The organism is Xanthobacter sp. DMC47, from assembly GCF_056313845.1.
This window is the reverse complement of the sequence record NZ_JBQUZM010000004.1, coordinates 307,446-331,256: the sequence shown is the minus strand read 5'-3', so window position 1 is coordinate 331,256 and position 23,811 is coordinate 307,446. Positions and strand designations below refer to the sequence as shown.

Annotated in this window: 16 protein-coding genes; 6 read left to right on the top strand and 10 right to left on the bottom strand. The window is 69.4% G+C overall.

All coding sequences use genetic code 11. From position 1 onward, the window contains the following. Positions 1 to 9: 9 nt before the first annotated feature. The 3 genes from ACT54R_RS13275 to ACT54R_RS13265 all read right to left on the bottom strand — a co-directional run bounded on the left by ACT54R_RS13275 (position 10) and on the right by ACT54R_RS13265 (position 2,735). Positions 10 to 801 carry an aminotransferase class IV gene (locus tag ACT54R_RS13275; protein ID WP_476326992.1) on the bottom strand — a complete coding sequence of 264 codons (792 nt, stop codon included), beginning with the start codon at positions 799 to 801 and terminating at the stop codon, positions 10 to 12. After that, positions 798 to 2,201 carry an aminodeoxychorismate synthase component I gene (gene pabB / locus ACT54R_RS13270; RefSeq protein WP_476326990.1) on the bottom strand — a complete coding sequence of 468 codons (1,404 nt, stop codon included), beginning with the start codon at positions 2,199 to 2,201 and terminating at the stop codon, positions 798 to 800. The genes ACT54R_RS13275 and pabB overlap by 4 nt, the downstream gene beginning before the upstream one ends. 174 nt (positions 2,202 to 2,375) lie before the next feature. Beyond that, positions 2,376 to 2,735: a hypothetical protein gene (locus ACT54R_RS13265; RefSeq protein WP_476326988.1), complete on the bottom strand. Its 360-nt coding sequence runs from the start codon at positions 2,733 to 2,735 to the stop codon at positions 2,376 to 2,378. 300 nt (positions 2,736 to 3,035) lie between these two features. On the opposite strand from ACT54R_RS13265, the gene ACT54R_RS13260 reads away from it, so the two are divergent. Further along, positions 3,036 to 3,410, top strand: coding sequence for a hypothetical protein (locus ACT54R_RS13260; RefSeq protein ID WP_476326986.1), 375 nt, complete (start codon positions 3,036 to 3,038; stop codon positions 3,408 to 3,410). A 41-nt stretch (positions 3,411 to 3,451) separates the two neighbouring features. Here the strand turns inward: ACT54R_RS13260 and ACT54R_RS13255 are convergent, their stop codons facing one another. The 4 genes from ACT54R_RS13255 to ACT54R_RS13240 all read right to left on the bottom strand — a co-directional run bounded on the left by ACT54R_RS13255 (position 3,452) and on the right by ACT54R_RS13240 (position 8,148). Further along, positions 3,452 to 4,954: an amino acid permease gene (locus ACT54R_RS13255; RefSeq protein WP_476326984.1), complete on the bottom strand. Its 1,503-nt coding sequence runs from the start codon at positions 4,952 to 4,954 to the stop codon at positions 3,452 to 3,454. A 92-nt stretch (positions 4,955 to 5,046) separates the two neighbouring features. Next, positions 5,047 to 5,823, bottom strand: coding sequence for an ethanolamine ammonia-lyase subunit EutC (gene eutC / locus ACT54R_RS13250; RefSeq protein WP_476326982.1), 777 nt, complete (start codon positions 5,821 to 5,823; stop codon positions 5,047 to 5,049). Beyond that, a complete protein-coding gene (locus ACT54R_RS13245; RefSeq protein ID WP_476326980.1) occupies positions 5,820 to 7,208 on the bottom strand; it encodes an ethanolamine ammonia-lyase subunit EutB in 1,389 nt (462 codons plus the stop codon). Before ACT54R_RS13245 ends, eutC begins: the two co-directional genes overlap by 4 nt. Before the next feature lie 91 nt (positions 7,209 to 7,299). Continuing rightward, positions 7,300 to 8,148, bottom strand: coding sequence for an amino acid ABC transporter substrate-binding protein (locus ACT54R_RS13240; protein ID WP_476326978.1), 849 nt, complete (start codon positions 8,146 to 8,148; stop codon positions 7,300 to 7,302). A 306-nt stretch (positions 8,149 to 8,454) separates the two neighbouring features. Between ACT54R_RS13240 and ACT54R_RS13235 the strand changes: the two genes are divergently transcribed. From ACT54R_RS13235 to ACT54R_RS13225, 3 genes are read left to right on the top strand one after another with little or no spacing between them, the layout of a single operon-like run. Continuing rightward, positions 8,455 to 9,450, top strand: a complete 996-nt coding sequence (locus ACT54R_RS13235) for an ABC transporter substrate-binding protein (protein ID WP_476326976.1) — start codon at positions 8,455 to 8,457, stop codon at positions 9,448 to 9,450. A gap of 8 nt (positions 9,451 to 9,458) precedes the next feature. Further along, on the top strand, positions 9,459 to 10,256 hold the full coding sequence (locus ACT54R_RS13230; protein WP_476326974.1) for an ABC transporter permease: 798 nt from the start codon (positions 9,459 to 9,461) through the stop codon (positions 10,254 to 10,256). 2 nt (positions 10,257 to 10,258) lie between these two features. Beyond that, positions 10,259 to 11,053, top strand: a complete 795-nt coding sequence (locus ACT54R_RS13225; RefSeq protein WP_476326972.1) for an ABC transporter ATP-binding protein — start codon at positions 10,259 to 10,261, stop codon at positions 11,051 to 11,053. 13 nt (positions 11,054 to 11,066) lie between these two features. Here the strand turns inward: ACT54R_RS13225 and ACT54R_RS13220 are convergent, their stop codons facing one another. Further along, on the bottom strand, positions 11,067 to 12,032 hold the full coding sequence (locus ACT54R_RS13220; protein ID WP_476326970.1) for an NAD(P)/FAD-dependent oxidoreductase: 966 nt from the start codon (positions 12,030 to 12,032) through the stop codon (positions 11,067 to 11,069). A gap of 508 nt (positions 12,033 to 12,540) precedes the next feature. Between ACT54R_RS13220 and ACT54R_RS13215 the strand changes: the two genes are divergently transcribed. After that, entirely contained in the window at positions 12,541 to 13,917 is a 1,377-nt protein-coding gene (locus ACT54R_RS13215; RefSeq protein ID WP_476326968.1) for a glycosyltransferase, read from the top strand. 10 nt (positions 13,918 to 13,927) lie between these two features. Beyond that, a complete protein-coding gene (locus ACT54R_RS13210) occupies positions 13,928 to 15,118 on the top strand; it encodes a glycosyltransferase (RefSeq protein ID WP_476326966.1) in 1,191 nt (396 codons plus the stop codon). On the opposite strand, the gene ACT54R_RS13205 is transcribed toward ACT54R_RS13210, so the two are convergent. Then, positions 15,096 to 16,427: an aminotransferase class I/II-fold pyridoxal phosphate-dependent enzyme gene (locus ACT54R_RS13205; protein WP_476326964.1), complete on the bottom strand. Its 1,332-nt coding sequence runs from the start codon at positions 16,425 to 16,427 to the stop codon at positions 15,096 to 15,098. The two genes, ACT54R_RS13210 and ACT54R_RS13205, sit on opposite strands and share 23 nt — an antisense overlap. A 10-nt stretch (positions 16,428 to 16,437) precedes the next feature. Then, a complete protein-coding gene (locus ACT54R_RS13200) occupies positions 16,438 to 23,751 on the bottom strand; it encodes an SDR family NAD(P)-dependent oxidoreductase (protein ID WP_476326962.1) in 7,314 nt (2,437 codons plus the stop codon). Positions 23,752 to 23,811 lie beyond the last annotated feature (60 nt).

Below are 23,811 nucleotides of genomic sequence, written 5' to 3'. Positions count from 1 at the left end.
GCCGGCGCCTCATGCGCCCTCGATCAGGCCGCGCAGGCGGTCCGCGGCCGCGGTGGAGGGGAGGGGACGGCCTTCCAACGTCGCGACGGAACGGATGCCGAGCGCCGAGGTGAGCAGGATTTCCTCGGCCGATGCGAGATCGTCCGCCGTCAACGGCCGCTCCAGGGCTCCGGCGCCGATCACGTTCGCCCGCATCACGCCGGGGAGCACGCCTTCGGACAAAGGCGGCGTCACCAGCGCGCCGTCGATGACGGCGAACAGGTTAGCGATGGATGTCTCCGCCACGCCGTCGCGCGTGTTGAGCAGGATGGCGTCATCCGCGCCCCGTCGTGCCGCTTCTTGCCGGGCGAGGATGCCGTCGAGATAGTTGAGCGACTTCACCTGTGCCAGCGGCGAGCGATCGTTGCGGCGGGTGCCCTGCGCGATGACGAGGCGCGCCGGCGGCAAAGGCGGGGAGAGCGGGGCGGCGGTTATGACCAGCGTCGGCTTCGGCTCGGCCGGCGGCAGCACGCCGCGTGGGCCGGTGCCGCGGGTGAGGGTGAGGCGGAGCACGCCCTCCGACAGGCCGTTGGCTTCGGCGGTCCGTAACAGCGCCTCGGAAAGGTTGAGAGAGGGCAGGGGCATTCCCAGCACCTTGGCCCCGGTCGCGAGACGGGCGAGATGCGCTTCGACACGGAGCACGCGGCCGCCCTTCACCCGCACCGTCTCGAACAGCCCATCCCCAAGCGTGAAGCCGCGATCGAACGGCGACACGGCCGCCTCCGCCTCCTCCACCAGCCGGGTGCCGAGGAACAGCTTCATGCGCCGTCCCCCGAAAGCGCGCGCAGCATGGGCGAGAGCTTCACGAGGCTCTCCTCATATTCGTCCGCCGGATCGGAATCGGCGACGATCCCGCCGCCCGCCTGGGTCAGCAGCGTGTCGCCGGAGCGGGTGATGGTGCGGATGACGATGGAGGAATCCATAGCTCCGTCGAAGCCGATCCACGCCACCGAGCCGCAATAGACCCCACGCGGGGAGGGCTCCAGCTCGTGGATGATCTCCATGGCGCGGATCTTCGGCGCGCCGGTGATGGAGCCGCCGGGGAAGCAGGCCTTCAGCAGGTCCACCGGGCCGAGGCCGGGCTTGAGCCGGCTGTCGATGACCGACACCAGATGATGGACGCTCGCGAAGGTCTCCAGCCCGCACAGCACCGGCACCTTCACGCTGCCCACCTGCGAGACCCGCGAGAGGTCGTTGCGCATGAGGTCCACGATCATCAGGTTTTCCGCCCGGTCCTTCACCGAGGCGAGGAGGGCGTCGGCCAGCGCCTTGTCCTCGGCGGGGTCGGCGCTGCGGCGGCGGGTCCCCTTGATGGGGCGCGTCTCCACCCGCCCGTCGGAGGTGAGCGAGAGGAAGCGCTCGGGCGAGGCGGAGAGCACCGCGAGATTCTTGCCGGCACGCAGGAAGGCGGCGAAGGGGGAGGGGCTGAGCGCGCGCAGGCGGGTGTAGAGGGCAAGGTCCGTGAGACCTTCCGGCATCTTTGCCCGCATCTGGTGGGTGAGGTTGGCCTGGAAGATGTCGCCGGCGCGGATGTATTCGATCACCCGCGCCACTTCCGCCTCCACGTCCGCCCGCGGCTGGTCGGGCGTGAACGTGCCGGTGCGGCTGAAATCGGGAGCGGGGGCCGCAGCGGGCGCGGTGGCGAGCCGGTCGAAAAGCTCCTGCGCGCGGCGCTGGGCGCGGGCCTCGGCCGCATCTCCGGTTTCGGGGCGGCCGTTGGAGACGATGAAGGCGCGCTTTTCCAGCCCGTCGAAGGCGAGGATGGCGTCGTAGAGGCCCATGGCCATTTCCGGCACCGCCGGTTCGGCGGGGCGGGGCGGCAGCAGCCGCTCCAGATGCCGGCCCAGCTCATAGCCGAGATAGCCCATGGCGCCGCCCAGGAAGGGCACAGGGGCCGAGGAGGGGCCGAGGCAGGGCGGCAGGTCGCCGGGATTGAGCGCGCGCGCCAGCACGTCAAACGGCGTTCCGGGCACGAGGGCGCCGTTCAGCCGGACGCCGTCCGCGCCGGAAGTGATGAAGGCATAGGGATCCGCGCCGATATAGGACCAGCGCGCCCGCACGTCGCCCTCCGCAGCGCTGTCGAGAAAGGCGCAATGGGGGGCGTCGGCGAAGGCCTGGAACGCGGCGAACGGGTCGCGATACGGGATTTCAACGATAAGCACAGGGGGCGACCGATTCAGAACGCTTCGGTCCCACCATGGCGCCATGGCGCCGCCGGGGCAATCCGGGCGGGGAAGACGACGCAGGCTCAGCGGCGAGAGACGGCCTGATGATCCTCGCGCCAATTCCCCCGGCAGGCCGGGGGAAGGCGATCATTTCGGCTTACGCGGAAAGCTTCACGCAGCCCGGGCAAACGGCGGCTCGCCGTCCTGCTGCTCCGGCTGGGTGGCGTTCAGCAGCTTGGACTGGACGATCTCGCCCACGGCGACCAGTTCGGTGCTCCAGGCAAGGGCCGATTGCTGCAGGAAAGCTGCCTCGCGGGTGACGAAGGCTGAAGGATTCTGCTCGCGCGAAAGCTGGTTGAGAAGGTCCATCTGCTCCTGCATCTGCCGGCCGACAAATTGCTGCAGATGCGTGCTGACCGCGATCGGGCAGTCGAAGAACAGGTTCTTCCACACGGTAACCGGCCATGCCATGGGCGGCGTGGCGGGTGACAGCGCGCGGGCGAGACCCTGGAACATCACCGAGTCGTTCATGTCCATTTCTCCCGTCTGACGATGACCCCCGGACCTGAGCAGCCCCCAGCGCCCATCAGAATTACCGTTTCACGGATGTGAGACTTCGGCGTTGCGGAAGGTCAAATGCCTTGCACGCCGGATCGGGGAAAATCACATTTCCACGCGTCGCCCTTCAGGGCGTCGTCATGATCGCACTCCGCCGCCTCGCTGCCTATGGCCGCGCCGGGAGGCGGAGGGTGAAAGAGGCTTCCGTCAACGCATCGTGATGTTTGCGCTCGGGACGGGGCCAAAGGCCGGAAGGCCGGGGAGACAAAAAGCATGACCCAGTTGCCGCACGGCTTCCGTCAGATCCGCATGGAGCTCGCCCGCGAAAAGGGACATCCCGACGGCGCCCGCAATTTCGGCTACAGCTTCGTGGCGCCCCTGGACAGCGCCGGCCGCATCGATGCGACGGAATGGGCAAAGCATCGCGACAGCTGCCGGGTGGTGAAGTTCCGCCCGGACGAGGCGGACGAGGTGGGCCATCTGGTGCGCCGCCCCGGCGGCAGCTGGGCGTTCCGCTATGACATTTCCGGCACGGACGATGACGAGGCCGGCTACCGCTTCGGCGACGAGCGGTTCGAGGTGGGGGAATATGTCTCGGTCCATGAGGACGACGAGATGCACACCTTCCGCGTGGTCTCGGTGATCTGATCGGGAAATGCGGTCCGCCCGCAGGGGCGGACCGCCGCCGCTCAGTAGCTCTTGTATTCGGCTGTGCCCTTGGAGAGGGCGAACTCCTCCTCCGGCGAAAGCACCAGCTTGTGCCGGCCCCAGAGGCCGAAATAGGCGATGCCCGCCGCAAACCAGATGGCCACGCCGATCACGCCGTTCCGGTAGATGGGATCGGAGAGCTGGAACCAGATGGTGACGAGCGCGATCACGATCGTCGCCACCGCGCCGGGGATGCCGAAGGGGCTCTTATAGGGCCGCTCGATGTGCGGCATGTTCTTGCGCATCAGGATGAAGGAGATGGCCTGCATCACGTAGGAGAGCATGGCGCCGAACACCGCCATGTTCAGCAGCGTGCCGCCGATGGCCGCTGCGCCCGCTTCCGCGCCCAGCGCGAACCAGATGCCGAGCATGATGACGAGGCCCACCAGCGCGCCCGCCACCATGGCCACATGCGGCGTCTTGCGCCCGCCGTGGGTGACGGACAGGCCGCGCGGGAAGTAGCCGGCCCGCGACAGCGAATAGATTTGCCGGCCCTGGGCATAGATGATGGTGTGGAACGAGGCGATCAGCCCGATCACCGCCACCGCCGCGAGGAGCTTGGCGAGGCCGTCGCCATAGATGGCCTTGAAGCCGTCCAGCAGCGGCTCGAGTGACGTCGAGAGGCCGAAGGAGCCATTGGCCACCGAGGAGTTCAGCCAGAGGATCATGAAGGCGGAGACGATGAGCGTCGCCATGCCGGCCATGATGCCCTTGGGCATGTCGGTCTTGGGGTCCACCGATTCTTCGGCCGCCAGCGGCAATTGCTCGATGGCGAGGAACAGCCAGACGGCGAAGGGCAGGGCCGCGAGTGCCCCGCCGATGCCGAAGGGCAGGAACGGCCCGCCGCCGTTGGGCAATTCCACCGCCGTGCCGTCCGGCCCGACGCCGATGTTCAGCGCCCAGCGGGAGAAATTGGCCACCGGAAGGGCGCTGACCCAGAAGGCGACAAGGCAGGCCAACGCGGCCAGCGTCACCACCAGCGTCACGCGGAAGGAGAGTTCCACACCGGCGATGTTGAGGCCCACGAAGATGATGTAGCCGAAGATCCAGTAAACCGGCTGGAATGCCGGTGGCGTGCCGAAGATGGAGCCCATGTAGGAGCCGATGAAGGACACCACCACCGCCGGGGTGATGACGTATTCCACGTTCTCGCACAGGCCGGTGACGAAGCCGCCCCATGGCCCCATGGTGGTGCGCGCGAAGGAATAGGCTGCGCCCGTGTGGGGGAGGGCCGGCGACATTTCGGCGATGGAGAAGGTGAGGCCGAGATACATGATGGCGATGATGACCGCCGCGATGAACATGCCGCCCCAGCCGCCCGAGGCAATGCCGAGGTTCCAGCCCGAGAAATGGCCGGAGATCACTGCCCCGACGCCGAGCGCCCAGAGCGACCAGACGCGCGCGTGCCGCTTCAGGGCCCGCTGCTCGAAATAGGAAACATCAACCGTGGTGTAGGTAACGCCGGATTTGCTGCCTTCGGCCATGCCCAGCCCTCCGATAGCACCAGAGTAAGGTCCGGCGCGCTTGCCCTACAGGCAACTTTGTTGCCATTCCCTAAGGGCGCCGGCAAAAACCGTCAGCTCGCGCCGAGACGCAGAGGCGGCAGGCCGGTTTCGAGCAGCAGATCGCTTTCATCCTTCAATTCGACGCCCGTGAGCTGCCGCGCGAATGCCTCGCGAATGTGCCACGCGAGCTTGAAGGCGGCCAGATCGTAGGCAAGACCCTCCGGGCGCACGTTTGAGATGCAATTGCGCTCCGCATCCGATCGGCCGGGCTTGGGATTGTAGGTGAGGTAGAGGCCAAGGCTGTCCGGAGAGGAGAGGCCGGGCCGCTCGCCCACCAGCAGCGCCACGGCGCGGGCCTTCAGCAGATGGCCCACCTCGTCCCCCAGCGCGACCCGCGCCTGCGAGGCGATGACCACCGGTGCGGTGGTCCAGCCGGCGTCCGTGATGCGCGCCTTCAACGCCGCGAGGAAGGGGAGCGTGTGGGCGTGGACCGCGGCCGAAGAGAGGCCATCCGCCACCACCAGCGCAAGGTCCACGGGCTCGCCCGCCGCCTGCGCGAGGCGGGCACGGCTTTCGTCGGAGAGGCGGCGGCCGAGGTCCGGCCGGCGGAGATAGACGTCACGCGCCTGCGCCGCGCTTTCTGCCCGCAGGGTGGAAAAGCCGAGGCTGCGCACCTCTTCCTCCACCCGATCCGCATCGAAGGGCGTGTGAACGGCATCGCGCGCCTGCGCATGGGCGAGGGCGAAGCGCAGCACCTCCTCGGTGGGGAGGCTTGCGCCGGTGCGACCCAGGGCGATGCGGGCCGGGGTGTGGCGGGCGAGCTTCGACCAGGGATCGCGGGCGATCATGCCGCGCGCTCCGCCACATAGCCCAGGATCGGATGACGGGCGTCGGCCGGCAGCAGGCGCCCGTCTGCGCCGGTGATATCCATCTTCTCCAGCCACGCCTCGAACTCCGGCGCGCGCTTCAGGCCCAGCACCTCGCGGATGTAGAGGGCGTCGTGGAAGGACGTGGACTGGTAGTTCAGCATCACGTCGTCGGCACCGGGAATGCCCATGATGTAGGTGACGCCCGCCGCCCCGAGCAAGGTGAGCAGCGTGTCCATGTCGTCCTGATCGGCCTCGGCATGGTTGGTGTAGCAGACGTCCACCCCCAGAGGCACGCCGAGCAGCTTGCCGCAGAAATGATCCTCCAGCCCGGCACGGATGATCTGCTTGCCGTCATAGAGATATTCGGGGCCGATGAAGCCCACCACCGTGTTCACCAGCAGCGGATCGAAGGCGCGGGCGACGCCATAGGCGCGCGCCTCCAGCGTCTGCTGGTCGACGCCATGGTGCGCGCCGGCGGACAGGGCCGAGCCCTGGCCGGTCTCGAAATACATGGCGTTCTGCCCCACCGTGCCGCGCTTGAGCGCGCGCGCCGCATCGGTGCCCTCGGCGAGCAGTTTCAGGTCGATGCCGAAGGAGCGGTTCGCCCCCTCCGTGCCGGCGATGGACTGGAACACGAGGTCCACCGGCGCACCGCGATCCATCAGCGCGATGGCGGTGGTGATGTGGGTCAGCACGCAGCTCTGGGTGGGAATCTCGAAGCGCGAGATGATCTCGTCCATCAGCTTCAGCAGGCGGTCGATCACCGGCACGCTGTCGGAGGCGGGGTTGATGCCGATCACCGCATCGCCGCAGCCATAGAGCAGGCCGTCCAGAATGGCGGCGGAGACGCCGGCTGCGTCGTCGGTCGGATGGTTGGGCTGGAGCCGCACCGCCATGGTGCCGGGCAGGCCGATGGTATTGCGGAAGCGCGTCACCACCCGGCACTTGCGGGCGGCGAGGATGAGATCCTGGTTGCGCATGATCTTGGAGACCGCCGCCGCCATCTCCGGCATCAGGCCGGGGGCGAGGGCCGTCAGAACCTCGGGCGTCGCCGCGGGGGAGAGCAGGAAATCGCGGAAATCGCCCACCGTCATGGCCGAGACCGGCGCGAAGGCCGCGCCGTCGTGGCTGTCGAGGATGAGCCGCGTCACCTCGTCCCCCTCATAGGGAACCAGCGGTTCGGCGAGAAAGGTCTTCAAGGGCAGGTCGGCGAGGCACATGCGCGCCGCCACATTCTCCTCGGCCGTGGCGGCGGCGATGCCGGCGAGCATGTCGCCCGAGCGCGGCGGCGTCGCCTTGGCCATCAGGTCCTTGAGGTCGGAGAAGACGAAGGACTTCGCTCCGATGCGATGGACATGAGCCATGGCGCGCTCCGATCGGGCGGACGCGGCGCATCTGCCGCGACCTCATTCGTCAGCGATAAGCAACAAATATGCCTTCGAGGAAAACGCCTGTCTATTTCGGCACGCCGTTGATGACGAACAGCGCGTTCAGGAACTGGTCCGGCGGGAACTTGCCGAAACTCTTGGCATAGATGTCGCGGATGCGGTCAGTCCGGTAGAGGTCGGCGAGGGTGGTGTCAACCAGCAGGCGGAACGCCTGGTCGCCGCGCGGCAGGCCCAGCGCATAGGTCTCGAAGGTGAAATACTGGTCCGAAAGGCTCAGGCGGCTGCCGAACGGCGTGTTGGCGATGAGATAGTTGAGGATGCCGCGGTCGCCGAAATAGGCGTCGAGCTTGCCCTCGGACAGCTGCTTCAACCCGTCCGGGTGGTCGGTGACGGTGACGATGGTGGCGGCGATGCCCATCTGCGCGAGGGTCGAGCGCAGCGTCTCTTCGGTCGTGGTGCCCTTGAGCACGCCCACCTTCTTGGCCCGCAGCTCTTCCAGTCCCTTCACTGCCGGCCCGCGCGTGACCACGCCTGCGCCATCGAGGAAGGTCGGGAGCGAGAAATCCACCAGCGCCCGCCGCGACATGGTCATGGAGGTTGGCTCGCACAGGATGTCGATGCGCCCGTCGCGGACCGCCTCGAAGCGGTCCTCGGCCGAGACCTTCACATAGTCTACCGGCATGTTGGGCAGCTTGAGCGCGCGCTTGAGCGCATCCGCCACCTCGCGGCAGAGATCGACGATATAGCCGGAGGGCTGGCCATTGCTGGCGGCATAGGAATAGGGCGGGGCGAACTGGCGATAGCCGATGCGGAAGGGATCGCCCTTCGCCAGGCGATCCAGCGTCTGTGCGCCGGCCGGCGCGGCCAGTGCGAGGAGGAGGGCGGCGAGACCAGCGACGAACAGTGCCGTCCGCATGCCCCCAGTCCTGATGCTGGCGCTGTGCCCCGTCCCGATCACCTCAAACATCCACGCCCCCTTGTCCGCCGCCTCCCGCGGTCCGTTTGCGCTGATCTTGCCCGGCTCGCGGGGCGCGGCCAAGGACTTCCGCGCGTGCAGCGAAAGGCCGGCGCGCATAGTGGCGCGAAAGCAACCCTTCGCATCCGGTGCCGATCGTCGGGCCGTTCCGCCGCAGCTGCCTTGCCTTTGAGGCGATGCGAAATTGTTATATTGCTACGGATATAGCTTTTCCGGCTCCCGCTGGCTTTGATGGCAGGATTGGACATGACGATATTGCTCAACCGGCGCCGCATTCTGGGTGCCATGGCCGGCGCAACAGCTGGCGCATTGGCCCCGCGGGGCTCGGCGCTGGCGGCTCCGGCGAAGGGGCTGGAGATCCTCGGCGCGCCGAACGGCTCGACCATCGTCCTGTTGCGCCTGCTCCAGTCGGGAGCCCTCAGTGCGAGCGCGCCCGACGCCACCTTCCGCCTGTGGCGCGACACGGACGAACTGCGCGCCGCCATCGTCTCGGGCCGCACCAGCCTGTTCACGACCCCGACCCATGTTCCGGCGAACCTCGCCAATCGCGGCCTGCCGCTGAAGCTGTTCGCCATCCTCTCCATGGGCCATCTTTTCGTCATCTCGTCCGACGCGGGCATCACCTCGTTCAAGGACCTCGCCGGCAAGGAACTGGTCGGATTCTTCAAGAATGACATGCCCGATCTCGTCTTCCGCTCCATCGCGCGCGGCTATGGCATGGACCCGGACAAGGACATGACCCTCACTTATGTGCGCACCCCCATGGAGGCGGCGCAGATGCTCGCCGCTGGGCGCGCCACCACGGCCATCCTCTCCGAGCCGCCGGCCACCGCCGCCATCATGATGGCGAAGAAGGAGGGCCGCACGCTCAACCGTGCCATCAGCCTTCAGGACGACTGGAAAAAGCAGCATGGCGGCCTCGGCTTGCCCATGGCCGGCATCGCCGTGCATGAGCGGCTGATCGAGGAGAGCCCGGAACTTCTGATGGCCATGGCCGCTGGCCTGCCGGGCGCGCGCGACTGGGTGCTGGCCGATCCCGCTGCGGCCGGCCAACTGGGCGAGGAGAAGATGGACATGAAGGCGCCCATTCTCGCCAGCGCGCTCTCCCATTTCAACGTGGTGGCCGAGCCCGCGGCGAAGCTGAAGCCCGGCCTTGTCGCTTTCTACGAGACGCTGCTCTCCTTCCAGCCGGATGCGCTGGCCGGGAAGCTGCCCCCCGACAGCTTCTATCTCGACTTCTGACGGCTTCCATGGGTCTCAATCCGCCCGCGCTCTCCGCTTCGCTCCAGAGCCTGGCCTGGGGTGCGGCGGGGCTCGCACTACTGGCCGGGGCCTGGCAGTGGGGGGCCGTGGCCTTCGGGCCGTTCGTGCTGCCGAGCCTTGCCGAAACGGGCGAGGCCCTTGCCCGGCTCATCGCCACCGGAAAGGCTGGCCCGGCGCTGCTGGCGACGCTGGTTCACGCCCTGGCCGGCTGCGCCGCGGGAGGCGCGGTCGGCTTCCTTCTCGGCGTCGCCGGCGGGCTCGCGCTGCCGGTCGGGGCCATGTCCTATCCGGTGTTCACCGCGCTTCTCGGCACGCCGCCCATCGCCTGGGTGGTGCTGGCGCTGCTCTGGTTCGGGCCGGGCGGCGCTGCGGCGACGTTCACGGTGGCGATTACCGCCGCGCCCATCCTCTTTATCGCCACGTTGCAGGGCGTGCGGAGCCACGACCGGGCGCTCGCCGAGATGGCGCAGCTCTATCGGGCGCCCGCGCTGATGCGGCTGACCGATCTCGTCCTGCCGGCGCTGGCGGACTTCCTCATCCCGGCCGTCGCCACCGCGCTCGCCTTCTCCTTCAAGGTGGCGGTCATGGCGGAAGTGCTGAGCGGCGCGGATGGGGTGGGCGGCGGCATCGCCACCGCACGCGCCCATTTCGATCTACCGGAAACCATGGCGTGGATCGTCCTCGCCGTGGCGGTGCTGATCCTTGCCGATGCGCTGCTCCTTGCGCCCCTTCGGCGGCGCAGGATAGGGCGCGCGGCGACGCCACCCGTCTCTGCCGAGGCATGAGCATGCTCTCTCTGAGCGGTCTGCGGCTCCGGTTTGGCGAGGCCGACATCATCGCCGGCATCGATCTTCATGTCGCCGCGGGCGAGCTGGTGGTGCTGCTCGGCCCCTCCGGCTGCGGCAAGACCAGCCTGCTGCGCATCGCCGCCGGGGTCGCGCCGGCCACCGCCGGACGGGTGGAGAACGCATTTCGCCGCGTTGCCATGGTGTTTCAGGACCCGCGCCTGCTGCCATGGGCCAATGCGCGCGACAACGCCGCCTTCGGTCTCAAGGCGGCGGGCGTGGGCAAGGCGGAGCGCCGCGTCGTCGCGGAGGCCATCCTGATGCGCCTCGGCTTCTCGGCGCAGGACCTGGACAAGCGCCCATCCCAGCTCTCGGGCGGGATGCTGCAACGGGTCGCTATCGCCCGGGCCTTCGCTCTTTCGCCGGATCTCGTGCTGATGGACGAGCCGTTCTCCGCCCTGGACGTCGGCCTGCGCCACGATCTCCAGGCGCTGCTGCGGGCCGAGGTGGAAGGGGCGGGCGCGGCAGTGCTGTTCGTCACCCACGACGTGACCGAAGCGGTGCGTCTGGCCGACCGGATCGTGGTCTTCTCCCCACGCCCCGCCCGCATCGTCGCGAACGTTGAACAGACGCCCATGCTCGCGTCGGTCGGGGCGGCCTATGAGGCCTCCGCCGCATTGCTGCGACGGCCCGAGGTGGCCGCCGCCCTCGCCCCGCCGGGGGCGACCACCCTGGCGTTCCCCGGTGGGCGCGATCGGCTCTCCCTGGCGGGAAGGGGCGAGGCGGCCTCTCTGTAAAAAGGTCACGTCCCTAAGTGATGCGCGGCGGGCGGACGGAAGTCGGCATCGCATCGGCGGCGGCGCGGCGAACGCGCTCGGCGAAGCGGGCGATGGCGTCCTGCTCCAGTGTGCGCTGGATGGCCTTGGCCGCGACCACCCCGTCCGCCATGGATGTCACGCAGCAGGGGTGCATGCGCTGCGCGATCTCGCCGATGGCGTAGAGATTGGGGATCGAGGTCTCGCAATCGAGGCTGGTCTCGACGAATCCGCGGGCATCGCGCGCAAGTCCGAGATGCCGGGCGTAGGGCAGATAGGGCTCCCAGCCATACAGCACGAGGAAGCGATCGAACTGCTCGCCCGCCACGGCCGGCACGTCGGGCTGCACCGGATAGGGGCCGATGCGGACGTCCGCGGGCGGCACCTTCTCCAGGAACTCGCGCCGCGCGCGGATTGTACGGGCGAACAGGGTGACGCGGGCGGCACCGCGCTTGCGCACGAAGATGTAGTTCTCGAACGCATTGTCCCCGCCCCCGAGGATGGCGACCGAGCGGCCCTCGAAATCGGCGTTGAACAGGGTCTGGCCGGGCCCGATGATGACGTGCTCGGACGCGGTGAAGCCGCCCTTCACCGGCCGCACGCCGGTGGCAAGCACGCAGGCCCGCCCCATCACCACTTCTCCGGTGGCAGTGGTGATGCGGAAGCCGCCCGGCACGACCTCCAGCTCGGTCACGGCCTCGCCTGTGCGACAGACAATGTCGTGGTCGCGCATGTGGCGGTCCACCTCCGCGGCAATCTCGATGCCGGTCTTGTCGCGGATGGGCGCGATCCACTGATTGGGGTAGGGATTGTCGTTGCCGAGCCCGCCGAGCACCGGCCGGCGCTCGACGATGCAGGGGCGGAAGCCGAGCATCTTCAGCCAGAGCGCACAGGACGCCCCGGCCGGACCGCCGCCGATAATCACCGCATCGAACATGCCACCGCCGATCCCTGCTGCCATCCTGCGACGGCACCCGCGACCAGCTTATGCGAGGCTTTCGCCGGCGGCTAGAAAACGCGTATCGGCTCAGCCGGGCTGAAGCTCCCGGCGCGAGCGGCCCGCTTCCCTATCCGGCTCGGCCTGGTTGCTGGAATCGGCAACAGGGCGAGCCGGAGCCCCCTGTCGGCGCGCGCACGCCGATGGGAACGGGACGCCCGAAACATGGCGCGCCATATCGAACACTTCGCGATCGAATCTCCACCAGGAGTGCGCAGAATGTGCCTGCGGATGTAGCCCGGGCCACCCGTTGCCAGACTTGCATTTGGGCCGACCTGGCCGGTTCGCAATGCAACAAAACGGGTTCTAGTACTACCTTTGGTTGCGGCATTTGCCCGTATCGTCAATGCGCCATATTGCCGGCGTCGGTTGCGCGCCACTCACAACGCAGGGTAATCCATGAGCTGGCATCGCAAGTCACGAGGATTGGGATTCGATGCGTGGCGTGCCGAAGGACGTTCCGAGATTCTCCATGCGGCCGCTGCGTGTCGCCCTGTTCGTCCACGCCTTTTATCCGGACCACGTCTATGGCACCGAGGCCTACACGCTTGCCCTTGCGAGGCAGTTCAAGGCCTTGGGGCACGCGCCCACTGTCGTGACCGCCCGGGCGGTCGGCGAGCCAGACCAGGCGGAGGAGATCGAGCGCTACGAGATCGAGGGCATCCCGGTGGTGCGGATTGACCGCAACCGGACCCCGTCCCGCACGGCCCGCGAGGACTACGATCATCCCGGCCTCGCCCCACTCCTCGAACGCATCCTGCGCACGCTCGCACCGGATGTGGTGCATATCTGCCACCTCGCCAATTTCACCGCCGCCCTGCCGCACGTGACGGCGCGGCTAGGAATCCCGACCTTCGCGACGCTGACCGATTTCTTCAATCTGTGCCTCACCACGCGGCTGGAGCTGCCCGACGGCGGGCTCTGTAACGGGCCGAACGCCAACCGCAGCAACTGCCTGTCCTGCGGGCTGCTCGCGCGGGCGGGGGAGCGGCCGAACGCGTTCTGGCGGGTTCTGGCGCAGCCGTCCGTCCGCTCTGTTGCCGCGGCGACAGCCGCCACCCTTGCGCCCGTGCTGCCGTTGGACCTCGGGCGCGACGCGCGGGCGGTCCGCGACCGGGCCCGCGTTCTGCGCGTTGCTCTGGCCCACTGCCGGGCGGCCTTCGCGCCCAGCGCCTTCCTCGCCGAACTGTTCGATGCGCATGGGGCCGGGCCGCCCCTCTTCCGCTCGCCCTTCGGCGTCGAGATTGATCGCGCGCCCAAGCCCGCCGCGTCCGCACGGCCGGTGCGCTTCGGCTTCATCGGCCAGCTGGCCTATCACAAAGGCCCGCACCTGCTGCTCCAGGCGTTGCGCGCGTTGCCGCGCGATGCCTTTACCGTCGATATCTGGGGATCGGAGAGCCTGTCGCCGGCCTATTCGCGGGATCTGCGCGCGGTGGCGACGCAGACGATCCCGCCCTTGCCGGCGCGTTTTCGCGGCACCTTCGCAGAAGGCGAGATGTCTGGGCTGCTCGCCGAGGTGGACGTGCTGGTCATGCCTTCCACCTGGTTTGAGAACGCGCCCCTGACGCTGCTGAAGGCCCTCGCCACGCACACACCCGTGGTCGTTTCCGATGTGCCGGGCATGACCGAGTTCATCGAGGAGGGAGTCAACGGATTCTCCTTTCCTCGAGGCGATGCGGAAGCGTTGGCCACGGTGCTGCAGCGTTTCGTGGATGTTCCCGACCTTGCCGCGACCCTCAGCCGGACAACCACCTACGACCGGACCGAGCGCGACATGGCGCTCGATCTTCTCGCCTTCTACCGTTCCTTTGGCGCCGTGCCGGCCGGTGCAATCCCGGTTCCCGTTTGACGATGCCGGTATGAGGATCGCCCTCCTCGCCTCCGGTGTCCTGCCGGTCCTCGATGGCGTCACCGTGAGCGTCGATGCCCGCGTACGCCGGCTGGTGGCGCGTGGCGACGAGGTGCTGCTGCTGGCACCCGCTGCCGCCGATGGTGCCCGCCCCGCCGGGTTGTCGCCGGCCGTTACCTTTGCGGGATTGACCAGCGTGCCCTTCGGTGCGGCCGCGTCGGACCGCAATGTCGTGCCTGCGGCCGCAGGCGAGATCGATCGAGCGCTCGCCGCCTTCCGGCCCGACCTGATCCACGTGGACGAGCCCGAGCGTCTTGCCCTGGGCCTGCGCCGCCCCCCGGCCCGTGCCTTCGCCCGGCGCCACCGCGTGCCTCTGGTCGCTTTCTTCCATACCAATTTCGCCGATTATCTCGGGGCGGGCGGCAACAGCCGTGGTCTTTATGCTCCGCTGCGCGCGGTGGTCTGGCGGGCCGTGGCGCAGCTCTACAATCGCTACGACGCCACCCTCGTACCAAGTAAGGCCAGCCTTGCCAGGCTCCAGCGTTTCGGCCTCGCAAACGGCCACGCCGGCCGGTTCAACGGCGTGGACACAGAGGGCTTTCGCCCTGAACTGCGCTGCTCCGGCTACTGGCGCGCGCGCTGGGACCGCCCCGATCTCGACGGACGGGTGGTGATGCTGATCGCCGGCCGGCTGACCGCCGACAAGGGCTGGGCAGACTGGCAGCGCGTGCTGCCGGCGCTGGCCGCGCGGCTCGGGCCGGCCCTGGGGATCGTGGTCGCGGGCGATGGGGCCATGCGGCAAGAGGTGGAGCGGCTGGTGACATCGCTGCCGTGCGGCTTCCTTGCGGGGCCGGTGCCGCGGGCCGAGATGGGTGCGCTTCTCGCCAACAGTGATCTCTCTGCCACCCAGTCGCGCTTCGAGAATGCCAGCCTTGCCGTCTACGAGGCGCTGGCGAGTGGCCTTCCGGTGCTTGCGCCCCGGGCCGGGGGCCTGCCCGGGCAGGTGCGCCACGGCGCCAACGGGCTGCTTTTCGCCCCCGCAGATGCGTCAGGCTTCGTGGAGGGGACAGCGCGGCTGGTGGAGGACGAAGCGGCACGGCTGGCCTTGCGCGACGGAGCGCTGGCCGAGCGGCCCCTGCTCGGCTGGGACCGCGCCTTTGCGGCTTGGCTCGATGCCCTCAGCGCGGTCGATCCGTGGTGAGCCCCAGCGCGCCCGCTTCCTCGGCCAGTGCCTCCAGCGCCGCCTCGATCTGCTCCGGCGTGTGAGCGGCGGAGAGGAAAAAGCGCAGCCGTGCGGACCGCTCAGGAACCCCCGGCGGCAGCACCGGGAAGGCGTTGATGCCGCGCTCCAGCAGGCGCTGTGCGAGGATCACGGTCTTGATGGTCTCGCCCACCATGATCGGCACGATTCCAGCGCCCCAGGACGGCCCCACGTCGAGGCCGAGCGAGGCTGCACCGTCCCGGAAAGCGCGGCTGTTGGCCTGGAGGCGCGCGACGCGCTCCGGCTCTTCCAGCATCAGGCCCAGCGCGGTGCGCGCGGCTTCCGCCACCGGCACCGGAAGGCCGACGCTATAGACCATGCCCGGCGCGAAGGCTTTCAGATAGGCGACCATCGCCGCCGGTCCCGCGATGTAGCCGCCGCAGCTCACCAACGATTTTGAAAGCGTGCCGAACCAGATGTCCACGCCCTTTGGATCGATGGCCGCATGCTCGGCAATGCCGCGCCCCGTCGCCCCCAGCACGCCGAGCCCGTGGGCGTCGTCGATCATCAGCCAGAAGCCGAAGCGCTCCTTCAGCGCGACAAGGCGGGCGAGGTCCGGCCCGTCGCCATCCATGGAGAACAGGCCCTCGCTGACCACAAGCACCCGCTCGAACCGGTGCCGCTCGCGACCCAGCATGGCCTCCAGAGCGTCCAGATCGTTGTGCGGGAAGGTGCGGCGGGTGGCCGGCGCATATTGGGCGCCGAGCACCACGCTGTTGTGCATGAAGGCGTCGGTGACGACGAGATCCTTCGGCCCCATCAGCGTCGGAAGGACGGCAATGGCGGTGGCGTGGCCGCTCACGAAGGCGACCGCATCCTGCGCCCCATAGACGTCGGCCAGCGCGCGCTCCAGCGCCAGATGCGCCGGCCGCTCGCCCGACGACAGGCGGCTGCCGGAAACGCTGGTTCCCCAAGCCTCGACCGCGGCGGACACGGCACGGGTGATGCGCGGGTCGCCATTGAGGCCGAGATAGTCATAGCTTGCGAAATTGACGACTTCCCGCCCGCCGATGCGCGCGGTGGCGCCGGAACGTCCCTCGTGCAGGCGGTGGTAGGGATTTTTCAGCCCTAGCATGCTCGCGGCCGAGCGCTGCGCCTCAAGCTCCCGATAGCGCGGCAGTGACTCGAACGAGAGCAGCCCCTCCCGGTCCACGAAAGCGGGGGAGGGAGCCGGCGCCGCCGTGCCCGCACGCATCTCGCCCAGCAGATGCGCGAGATCCTCATCTGACAGGCCGCGGCGCCCGCTCATGGCACGTGCCTCACGAACCTGTCCCCGCAGCGTCGCGGGGCGATGTGGCGGCCATCTCGGTCAGGGCCTCGATGGATTCCGCGTCCAGCCGCACGCCGTGCCGGGCCGCAAGGGCGGCTTCCTCGGGCGCGAGGACCACAGCCGGTGCGGCCGTCTCGGCAGGCGCGGCATTCTCGGGCGACCTGAGGCTGCCGAGGGCAACGGCGGCCAGGTCATCGAGCGTGCGCCCGCTGCCGATGGAGAGCAGCGGCAGCTCGAAGCCGAATTTCTTCTCCAGCGTCAGGCGCAGCTCCAGGGCCATCAGCGAGTCCATGCCGAGTTCGGACAGCGCAGCCGTGCCCGTCACCGCGTCCGGCGGCAGGCGCAGGATGCCGGCGACCTCGCGGCCCAGCACCTCGCGCAGAAGCACGCGCGCCTCCGCATCGCCGAGGCCGGCGATCTGCTCCATCAGATCCTCGCCGCTCCCGGCCGCCCCATCCGCCGCGGTGGAGAACAGGCGCGGGAAGGTCGGCGTGCGCAGCACCGGCAGCTGGCTCGCGATGGCGGTGCGGTTCACCTGCGCATAGACGTTGACCACGTCTGCGGCATCGCCCTGCGCCATGAGCCGGCCGAGAAAGCCGAGAGCCTCCGCCGAGGCGATGCCGGCGACGCCTGTGGCCCGCGTCAGTCTCTGGCCGAGTTCCTGGTCCTTGGCGATGACGCCGGCGTCGGAGATGGCCCCCCAGGCCACGGCGAGGCCCGGCAACCCACGCGCCCGGCGGTTGCGCACCACGCCCTCCAGGAAGGCGTTGGCCGCCACATAGGCGCCCTGTCCGGGACTGCCGATCATGGCCGAGGCGGAGGAATAGACGACGAAATGGTCCACCGGATGTCTGTCTGTGATCCGGTCGAGGGTCAGAACGCCGTCCACCTTCGGCGCCAGCACGGCGTCGAGGCTTTCGGCGTCGAGGTTGGGGATGGCACCGTCGCGCAGCACCATGGCGGTGTGGACCACGCTGCGAAGGGGGCCATGCTCGGCGACGAGCCGGTCCACCAGCGCCTCCAGGGCCGGCGCATCGCGGGCATCCGCCTGCTCGATGACGATACGGGCACCGGCCGCGCGTGCGGCCTCGATGCGGGCCAGATCGTCGGCTGCCCGCACGCCGGAGCGCGACGCGATCGCCACCGTGCCGGTCGTTTGAGCTGCCATCCACAAGGCGGTTTCAAGACCGAAGCCGCCATTGCCGCCGAGCACGAGATGGACGCCCTCGCGAAGGGCTGGCGTCTCCGGCGCGCTGGAAACGACACGGCCCGTGCGCGGCGGGCGCACCACGATCTTGCCCACGTGCCGCGCCGCCTGCATCTGGCGGAAGGCATCTTCCGTCGCCGATCCCTCCATGACTCGATAGGGAATCGGCTGGAGCGAGCCATTCGCAAAGGCTTCGCCGATCTCGGCCATCAACGCCGTCGCCCGCGCCTTGTCGTGGGCGAGCAGCTGGTCGAGGTCCACGCCGAAATAGCTGATGTTGCGGGCGAAGGGGCGCAGACCCACCGTCGTGTTGGAGAGGAAGTCGCGCTTGCCCAGCTCAATGAAGCGACCGAACGGCTTCACCAGCTTCAGGCTTGCCGCCATGGCATCCCCGGCCAGGGAGTTCAGCACCACGTCGACCTTGCCATGATCGCGCGCGATGTCGCGGGCGAAGGCCAGGTCGCGGGAGTTGTAGACGGCCTCCACGCCCAGAGCCTTGAGGAGGGCCGCCTTCTCCGGCGTGCCGGCGGTGGCGATCACCCGCGCGCCGCGCGCCAGGGAGATGCCCACGGCGGCGAGGCCCACGCCACCCGCCGCGCCGTGTACCAGCACGGTCTCTCCAGCAGTCAGGCGGGCGCGGTCCACGAGCGCGTACCAGGCCGTGGCGAAAACCACGGGCACGGCCGCTGCCGCCTCCAGGGCCAGGGTTTCCGGCACCTTGAAGGCGAACCAGGCCGGCACCGTCACATGAGACGAGAACGCGTCAGGCGCGAAGCCCATCACGCGGTCGCCGACGGCGTGATCGGTGACGCCGGGTCCCACCCGCGTCACCGTGCCGGCCATCTCGAAGCCGAGGGATGCGCCGGTGAGGCCCGGGCCAAGGATGTCATCGTCCAGCGCGCCCAGCGCCAGCATCACGTCGCGGAAATTGAGGCCGGTCGCGGCCACCTCGATCTCGATCTGTCCCTCGGCGGGTGGGATGCGCGGCTCGGCGCGCCATTCCATCGCCCCGAGCGCGCCCTGCCGACCCACATGGAGCCGTGTGCGACGGGCTTCGTCGATCGAGGCCGCCGCGTGCGCAGGGCCGCGGCGGACCCGGACGGCGTATTCGCCGCCGGGACGGGAGATGCGCTCCGTCTCCGGTCCAGAGGCGAGGATGATGCTGCGGACTCGACGCGCGGATGCGGCGTCGTGGGCATCTACATCAACGAGCCGCAGGTCGAGACCCGGCGTCTCGTTCATCGCGACCCGTACGAATGCCGAGATGGCGACCGCAAGGGGATCCAGCACCTCGCCCGGCTGCTGCCGGCCACGCGCAGTGACGATCCATAGCGCCGAGCCTGCCGTAGCAGCCCAGGCGATCAGCGCCTTGAGGTCGAGCAGGGCGGACGCCAATGCCTCGCGTGGCGAAACCTCGGGGTCGAAGGCCAATGGTAGAACCAGCGCGTGGGGCGCCGTCTCCGGCGCTGGAGGCGTTCCGCCGACAACGCGATCTACCGGCCCCGCCAACGCCAGCGCAAAGGCCGGGGCTTTATCGCCGACGACCCAGAGAGGTGCCGTCTTCTCGGCCACAAGCGCGGGGAGGGTGATCGTCGCCATGAGCAGCGTCGCACCGGGCCCGTCAATCCGGATGGTCTCGCCGGTGCCTGCGCGCTGCAGGGCACCCTCCACCAATTCCGGAGCCGGCGGGTGCTGGCGTGCAGCGGCTTCGGGATCGGCCGCACCCAGCAGAAGGTCAAGCGCAGGGTCGAAGGCCGGAACGGCGACCGCGACCTGCGCCCCGGGGCAGAGCGGGGCGACGCGCTCCAGGATGTCGACGTCGGCGGTGCCGTCGGCACGGCCGAGCACGAGATCGACCGGTAGGAAGGCCGTGTCCGGTGCTGCGCTGTCGACCACGGAAAAGGCATCCATGCCCGGCATGGACGCGAGGCGCTCACAATCGGCGGCATTCGCTCCGATGATCGTCACCTGAGCGCGCCCGTCGCGGGCGAACGGGAGCAGAAGGGCGATCAGCGCAGCGCCGGGCCGCGAGCCGGCGACGATCTGGATCGGCCGCGGCGCGCAGGCGGCAATACGCGCCTCGACGACCTCGCGCAGCGTTCCAAGCAGCGCAGCGGCGGCAACCGACTCCGTCTCGAACTGCTCCGCGAGGTGGGCGGGAAGGTCGGAGCCCCCTCCGGAGAGCGACGCCGGAAGGCTCGCCATGAGATGGGCGGCAAGGCGAATTTCCGCATTCGCCTGCGGAAACCGCTCGGCCATCGAACGGAAGATCAGGCGGGACGGCGGAAGAGCCGCCGCCTTGAGCTGCCATCCCGTTTCCTCGCGGTCGGCAAGCCCGCAGGCGGCCAGATAGCCCATGAGCACGGCCGCGCGGCCTTCATCGGCGCGCAAGAGGAAGCCGGCATCGGCTTCGGCCGCGCACTCGTACGCGAAGGAGCGCACGAAGGCCCGTAGCAACAGTGCCGCATCGCTGGCCTCGGCCACCACCTCGACCGCGCGGCCGGGCGGTGTCGCCACCTCCATGCGCACGGGCTCGATGTCCACATGGAACTGGCGGTCCTCGTCCGGGCGCTGGGACAGCACCACCTCGCGCAGCACGAGATCGGCGACCTCGGCGACGACGCTGTCGTCGGCGGCAAGCAAGGTGAGGTCCACGACAGCGGTGAAGCGGTTCTTGCGCTTGCGGCGCATGATGCTTCGGGTGACGGCGACGCCCGGCTGCCAGACCCGGAGCGCGCCGAGGCGCACCGGAAGGTGGGTACGCGTTTCGCCTTCCACCACGTCGGCGTCGAGGAACAGCATGTGCAGCGCCGCGTCGAGCGCGGTCGGGTCGATCAGCAGCGTGTCCTGATAGGCGCCGAGCGGCAGATGGCCGGGCGCGATCTGAGCAATGCCGGCATCGGCATCGCGGTCCACGTGGCGCACGCGGCGGAAACTCGGCCCGTAATCGAGGCCGCAGCGCGCAGCGGCGGCATAGACCTCGTCCTCGGTCACCTGCCAGGCGTCGGAGCGCTCCGGTCCCGGTTGGCGTGCGGCCTCGCCGACGGCGAGCGACAGCCTGCCGGTGGCATGCAGCACGAAGGCGCCGCCGGCGAGCCGGTGGCGGGACCAGATCTCGCAGGTGCGGGTGGTCGCCTCGAAGCGCGTGGAAACCTCCCGCATGCTGCCCTCGGCGAGGGCGAGCGGACGCAGGATGTCGAAATCGGAAAGCTCCAGCGGGCCTTCGCCAAGCTCCGCACGGCCGACCGAGAGCATCATCTCGGCCAGCGCCGCGCCGGGCACCACGGCCTCGCCGTCCACCCGATGGTCCCCGAGATAGGGCACGATCTCGGCGTCCACCCAGGCGTGCCATTCCGGCACGCCCTCGCTCACCTTCAGGCCGAGCAGGGGATGGGGCGCGGGCGCATCATTGAGGCGCCCGTAGAGGCCGATGGCCTCCGAGGTGGTGGGCAGCACGAAGCGCTGCCGGTCCCAGGCATAATTGGGCAAGGAGAGGGGCGGGAGAGGGGCGCCGAACCCGCATTCCGCATCGGGTTCGAGGCCGCGCGCCGCAAGGCGGGCAACCAGCGCCCGCACCGGATCGCCGTCGGTCTGGTCGTCTCGCTCGGAGAGGCTGCCGAGGCACTCGGCGGCGACGCCAGCTTCGCGGAGGCTGTCGCCCGTCGGGCCAACCAGGATGGGCCGCGCGCCAATCTCGACGAAATGGGTGCCGCCCAGTGCCCCCGCGGCTTCGACCGCCGCCGCAAACCGCACCGGCAGGCGGATGTTGTGCCACCAGTATTCGGCGTCAAGGCTCGGTCCGGCAACGACCGTTCCCGTCACCGTCGAGACGAAGGTAGCGCGGGTCTCGCGCGGGGCGAGGGCTTTCAGATCCTCGCGGATGGCCTGTTCGGTCCCGTCCAGGAGTCCCGAATGAAACGGATAGGCGATATCGAGGGCGACGGTGGCGATGCGCTGCAGCCGTGCCGCCTTTTCCGCGAGCGCGATCGAGGTTTCCGGCCCGCTCAGAGTCACCGATCCGGGGCCGTTATAGGCCGCAACCGCGAGGCCGGGCGCGCCGAGTCCTGCGACGAAGGCATCGGCCTGCGCCGGTCCGGTGGCAAGCGCGATCATGCGTCCGAGGCCGGCGACGCTCTCCTGCCGCTGGCTGCGGTGATGGATGAGATGGACGGCCTGCTCCAGGTCGAGCGCTCCGCTCGCCAGCGCGGCGGCGACTTCGCCGACACTATGGCCAAGCACCACGTCGGGCACCACGCCCTCCGCCTCAAGCGCGGCCGTGAGAGCTGCCTGGATGGCGAACAGCAGCGGCTGCGCCACGCTGGTGCGGCCGAGGCGGCTCGCAAGGTCCGGGGCCTCCAGCGCTTCCGTCAGAGACCAGCCGCCGACGTCCCGATAGAGCCCGTCGACCGCGGCGAAGGCCGTGCGGAAGGCGGGGTTGCGGGCGAGTGCCGTCCGCCCCATCCCCACCCATTGCGCGCCGTTGCCGCTGTAGACGAAGACCGTCTTGCCGGGGCGCACCTGAACCTTGCCCGTGGCAACGGAAGGGGCCGCTCCATCCTGGGAAAACCCGCGCAAGGCCGCCGCCATATCCTTGGCGTCGCCCACCGGCAGCGCAAGCCGAAGGTCCATCCGTTCGCGCTGGTGGAAGGCGGCGGAGGCGATGGTCGCCGGCGACGCGTCGCCGGCCTCGATCCGCTCGGCATAGCCGGCGGCAAGCCCCCGCAGCGCGGCCTGGGACCGGGCCGAAAGCAGCAGGAGGCGTGCGTCCGATTCCGGCGGCAGTTCAGGCGCCTTGTCCGGCGCGCGCAGGATCACGTGCGCGTTGGTGCCGCCGAAGCCATAGTTGGACACGCCTGCGAACGGCGTGCGGGCCAGGTCGAGGGCAACCTCTTCCCGCGCCGGCGCGAGGTTGAGCGCGGCGAAATCGATGTAGGGGCTCATCTCGTCGAGATAGAGCGTGCGCGGGAGGTGGGCTTGGGCGAGGGCCATGCCCGCCTTCACCAGCCCTGCGAGGCCGGAGACGCATTCGAGATGGCCGATATTGGACTTCACCGAGCCCACCGGCAGCGCCGCCGAACGGCCCCTGCCAAGGGCGGAACCGATCGCGCTGGCCTCGATGGGGTCGCCCACCGGCGTGCCCGTGCCGTGCGCCTCGACGAATGCGAGCTGGTCCGGCGTGATGCCGAGCCGCTGATAGAGCGCGGACATCAGCGCCGCCTGGCCCTCGGCGGAGGGCAGCGAAATGCCGGAGGTGCGGCCGTCCGAATTGGCGGCGGCCCCGACGATGCCGGTGCGAATCCGCTGGCCCGCCGCGCGGGCGTCCGACGCGCGGCGCAGCACGATGGCGATGGCGCCCTCCGACCGCACATAGCCGTCGGCGGCCGCAGAGAAGGGGCGGCAGCGCCCCGTCGGCGAGAGCATGGAGGCCCGCGAGAAGCCGATGAAAGGCGCCGGCGACAGCAGCAGGTTCACGCCCGCGACGACGGCGGTGTCGATCAACCCGGCATCAAGCGCAGCCGCGGCCTGGACCAGCGCCACGAAGGACGACGAGCAGGCGGAATCAACCGTGAAGCTCGGGCCGCGCCAGTCGAAGATGTAGGAGATGCGGTTCGAGATGATCGACAGGGAATTCCCCGTCATGAAATGACTCTCGATCGCCGCGGGGTCGCCCGCCGCGCCGGACTGGTAGTCCACGTTCGAGGCGCCGACATAGACGCCGATCTCCTGCCCCGCCGTGCGCGACGGGGGCAGGCCGGCATCCTCCAGCGCCTCGAAGACCACCTCCAGCAGCAGCCGCTGCTGCGGGTCGATCTGCTGCGCCTCACGCGGCGAAATGCCGAACACCGCCGGATCGAAGCCGAAGGGATCCTCCAGATAGCCGCCGGCGAAGGTGTAGCTGAAGCCCGGCTCCGTGCGACGTGGATGCAGCGCGCGCTCGATGGGCCAGCGCCCGGTCGGAACGTCGCGGACGGATGACTGTCCGGACGTCAGAAGACGCCACAGCGCATCCGCATTCGCCGCGCCGGGCAGGCGCAGGGCCTGTCCGACGACGGCAAGATCAAAGCCACCCTGACTGGACACAATCTCAGAACGCAACCCCGTCGTCTCCCGCTGTGCTTTTCGGGTCCGCGCCCGACAATGCCGCCATTGCACCTT

What these genes read in the sequence shown, in the direction of transcription:
- ACT54R_RS13225 (WP_476326972.1), top strand. Translation starts at nt 10,259, where the DNA reads ATGCTCTCTCTGAGCGGTCTGCGGCTCCGGTTTGGCGAGGCCGACATC.
- ACT54R_RS13230 (WP_476326974.1), top strand. Translation starts at nt 9,459, where the DNA reads ATGGGTCTCAATCCGCCCGCGCTCTCCGCTTCGCTCCAGAGCCTGGCC.
- ACT54R_RS13275 (WP_476326992.1), bottom strand. Translation starts at nt 801, where the DNA reads ATGAAGCTGTTCCTCGGCACCCGGCTGGTGGAGGAGGCGGAGGCGGCC.
- ACT54R_RS13235 (WP_476326976.1), top strand. Translation starts at nt 8,455, where the DNA reads ATGACGATATTGCTCAACCGGCGCCGCATTCTGGGTGCCATGGCCGGC.
- ACT54R_RS13205 (WP_476326964.1), bottom strand. Translation starts at nt 16,427, where the DNA reads ATGAGCGGGCGCCGCGGCCTGTCAGATGAGGATCTCGCGCATCTGCTG.
- ACT54R_RS13255 (WP_476326984.1), bottom strand. Translation starts at nt 4,954, where the DNA reads ATGGCCGAAGGCAGCAAATCCGGCGTTACCTACACCACGGTTGATGTT.
- ACT54R_RS13215 (WP_476326968.1), top strand. Translation starts at nt 12,541, where the DNA reads ATGCGGCCGCTGCGTGTCGCCCTGTTCGTCCACGCCTTTTATCCGGAC.
- ACT54R_RS13260 (WP_476326986.1), top strand. Translation starts at nt 3,036, where the DNA reads ATGACCCAGTTGCCGCACGGCTTCCGTCAGATCCGCATGGAGCTCGCC.
- eutC (WP_476326982.1), bottom strand. Translation starts at nt 5,823, where the DNA reads ATGATCGCCCGCGATCCCTGGTCGAAGCTCGCCCGCCACACCCCGGCC.
- ACT54R_RS13240 (WP_476326978.1), bottom strand. Translation starts at nt 8,148, where the DNA reads ATGCGGACGGCACTGTTCGTCGCTGGTCTCGCCGCCCTCCTCCTCGCA.
- ACT54R_RS13210 (WP_476326966.1), top strand. Translation starts at nt 13,928, where the DNA reads ATGAGGATCGCCCTCCTCGCCTCCGGTGTCCTGCCGGTCCTCGATGGC.
- ACT54R_RS13220 (WP_476326970.1), bottom strand. Translation starts at nt 12,032, where the DNA reads ATGGCAGCAGGGATCGGCGGTGGCATGTTCGATGCGGTGATTATCGGC.
- ACT54R_RS13245 (WP_476326980.1), bottom strand. Translation starts at nt 7,208, where the DNA reads ATGGCTCATGTCCATCGCATCGGAGCGAAGTCCTTCGTCTTCTCCGAC.
- ACT54R_RS13265 (WP_476326988.1), bottom strand. Translation starts at nt 2,735, where the DNA reads ATGAACGACTCGGTGATGTTCCAGGGTCTCGCCCGCGCGCTGTCACCC.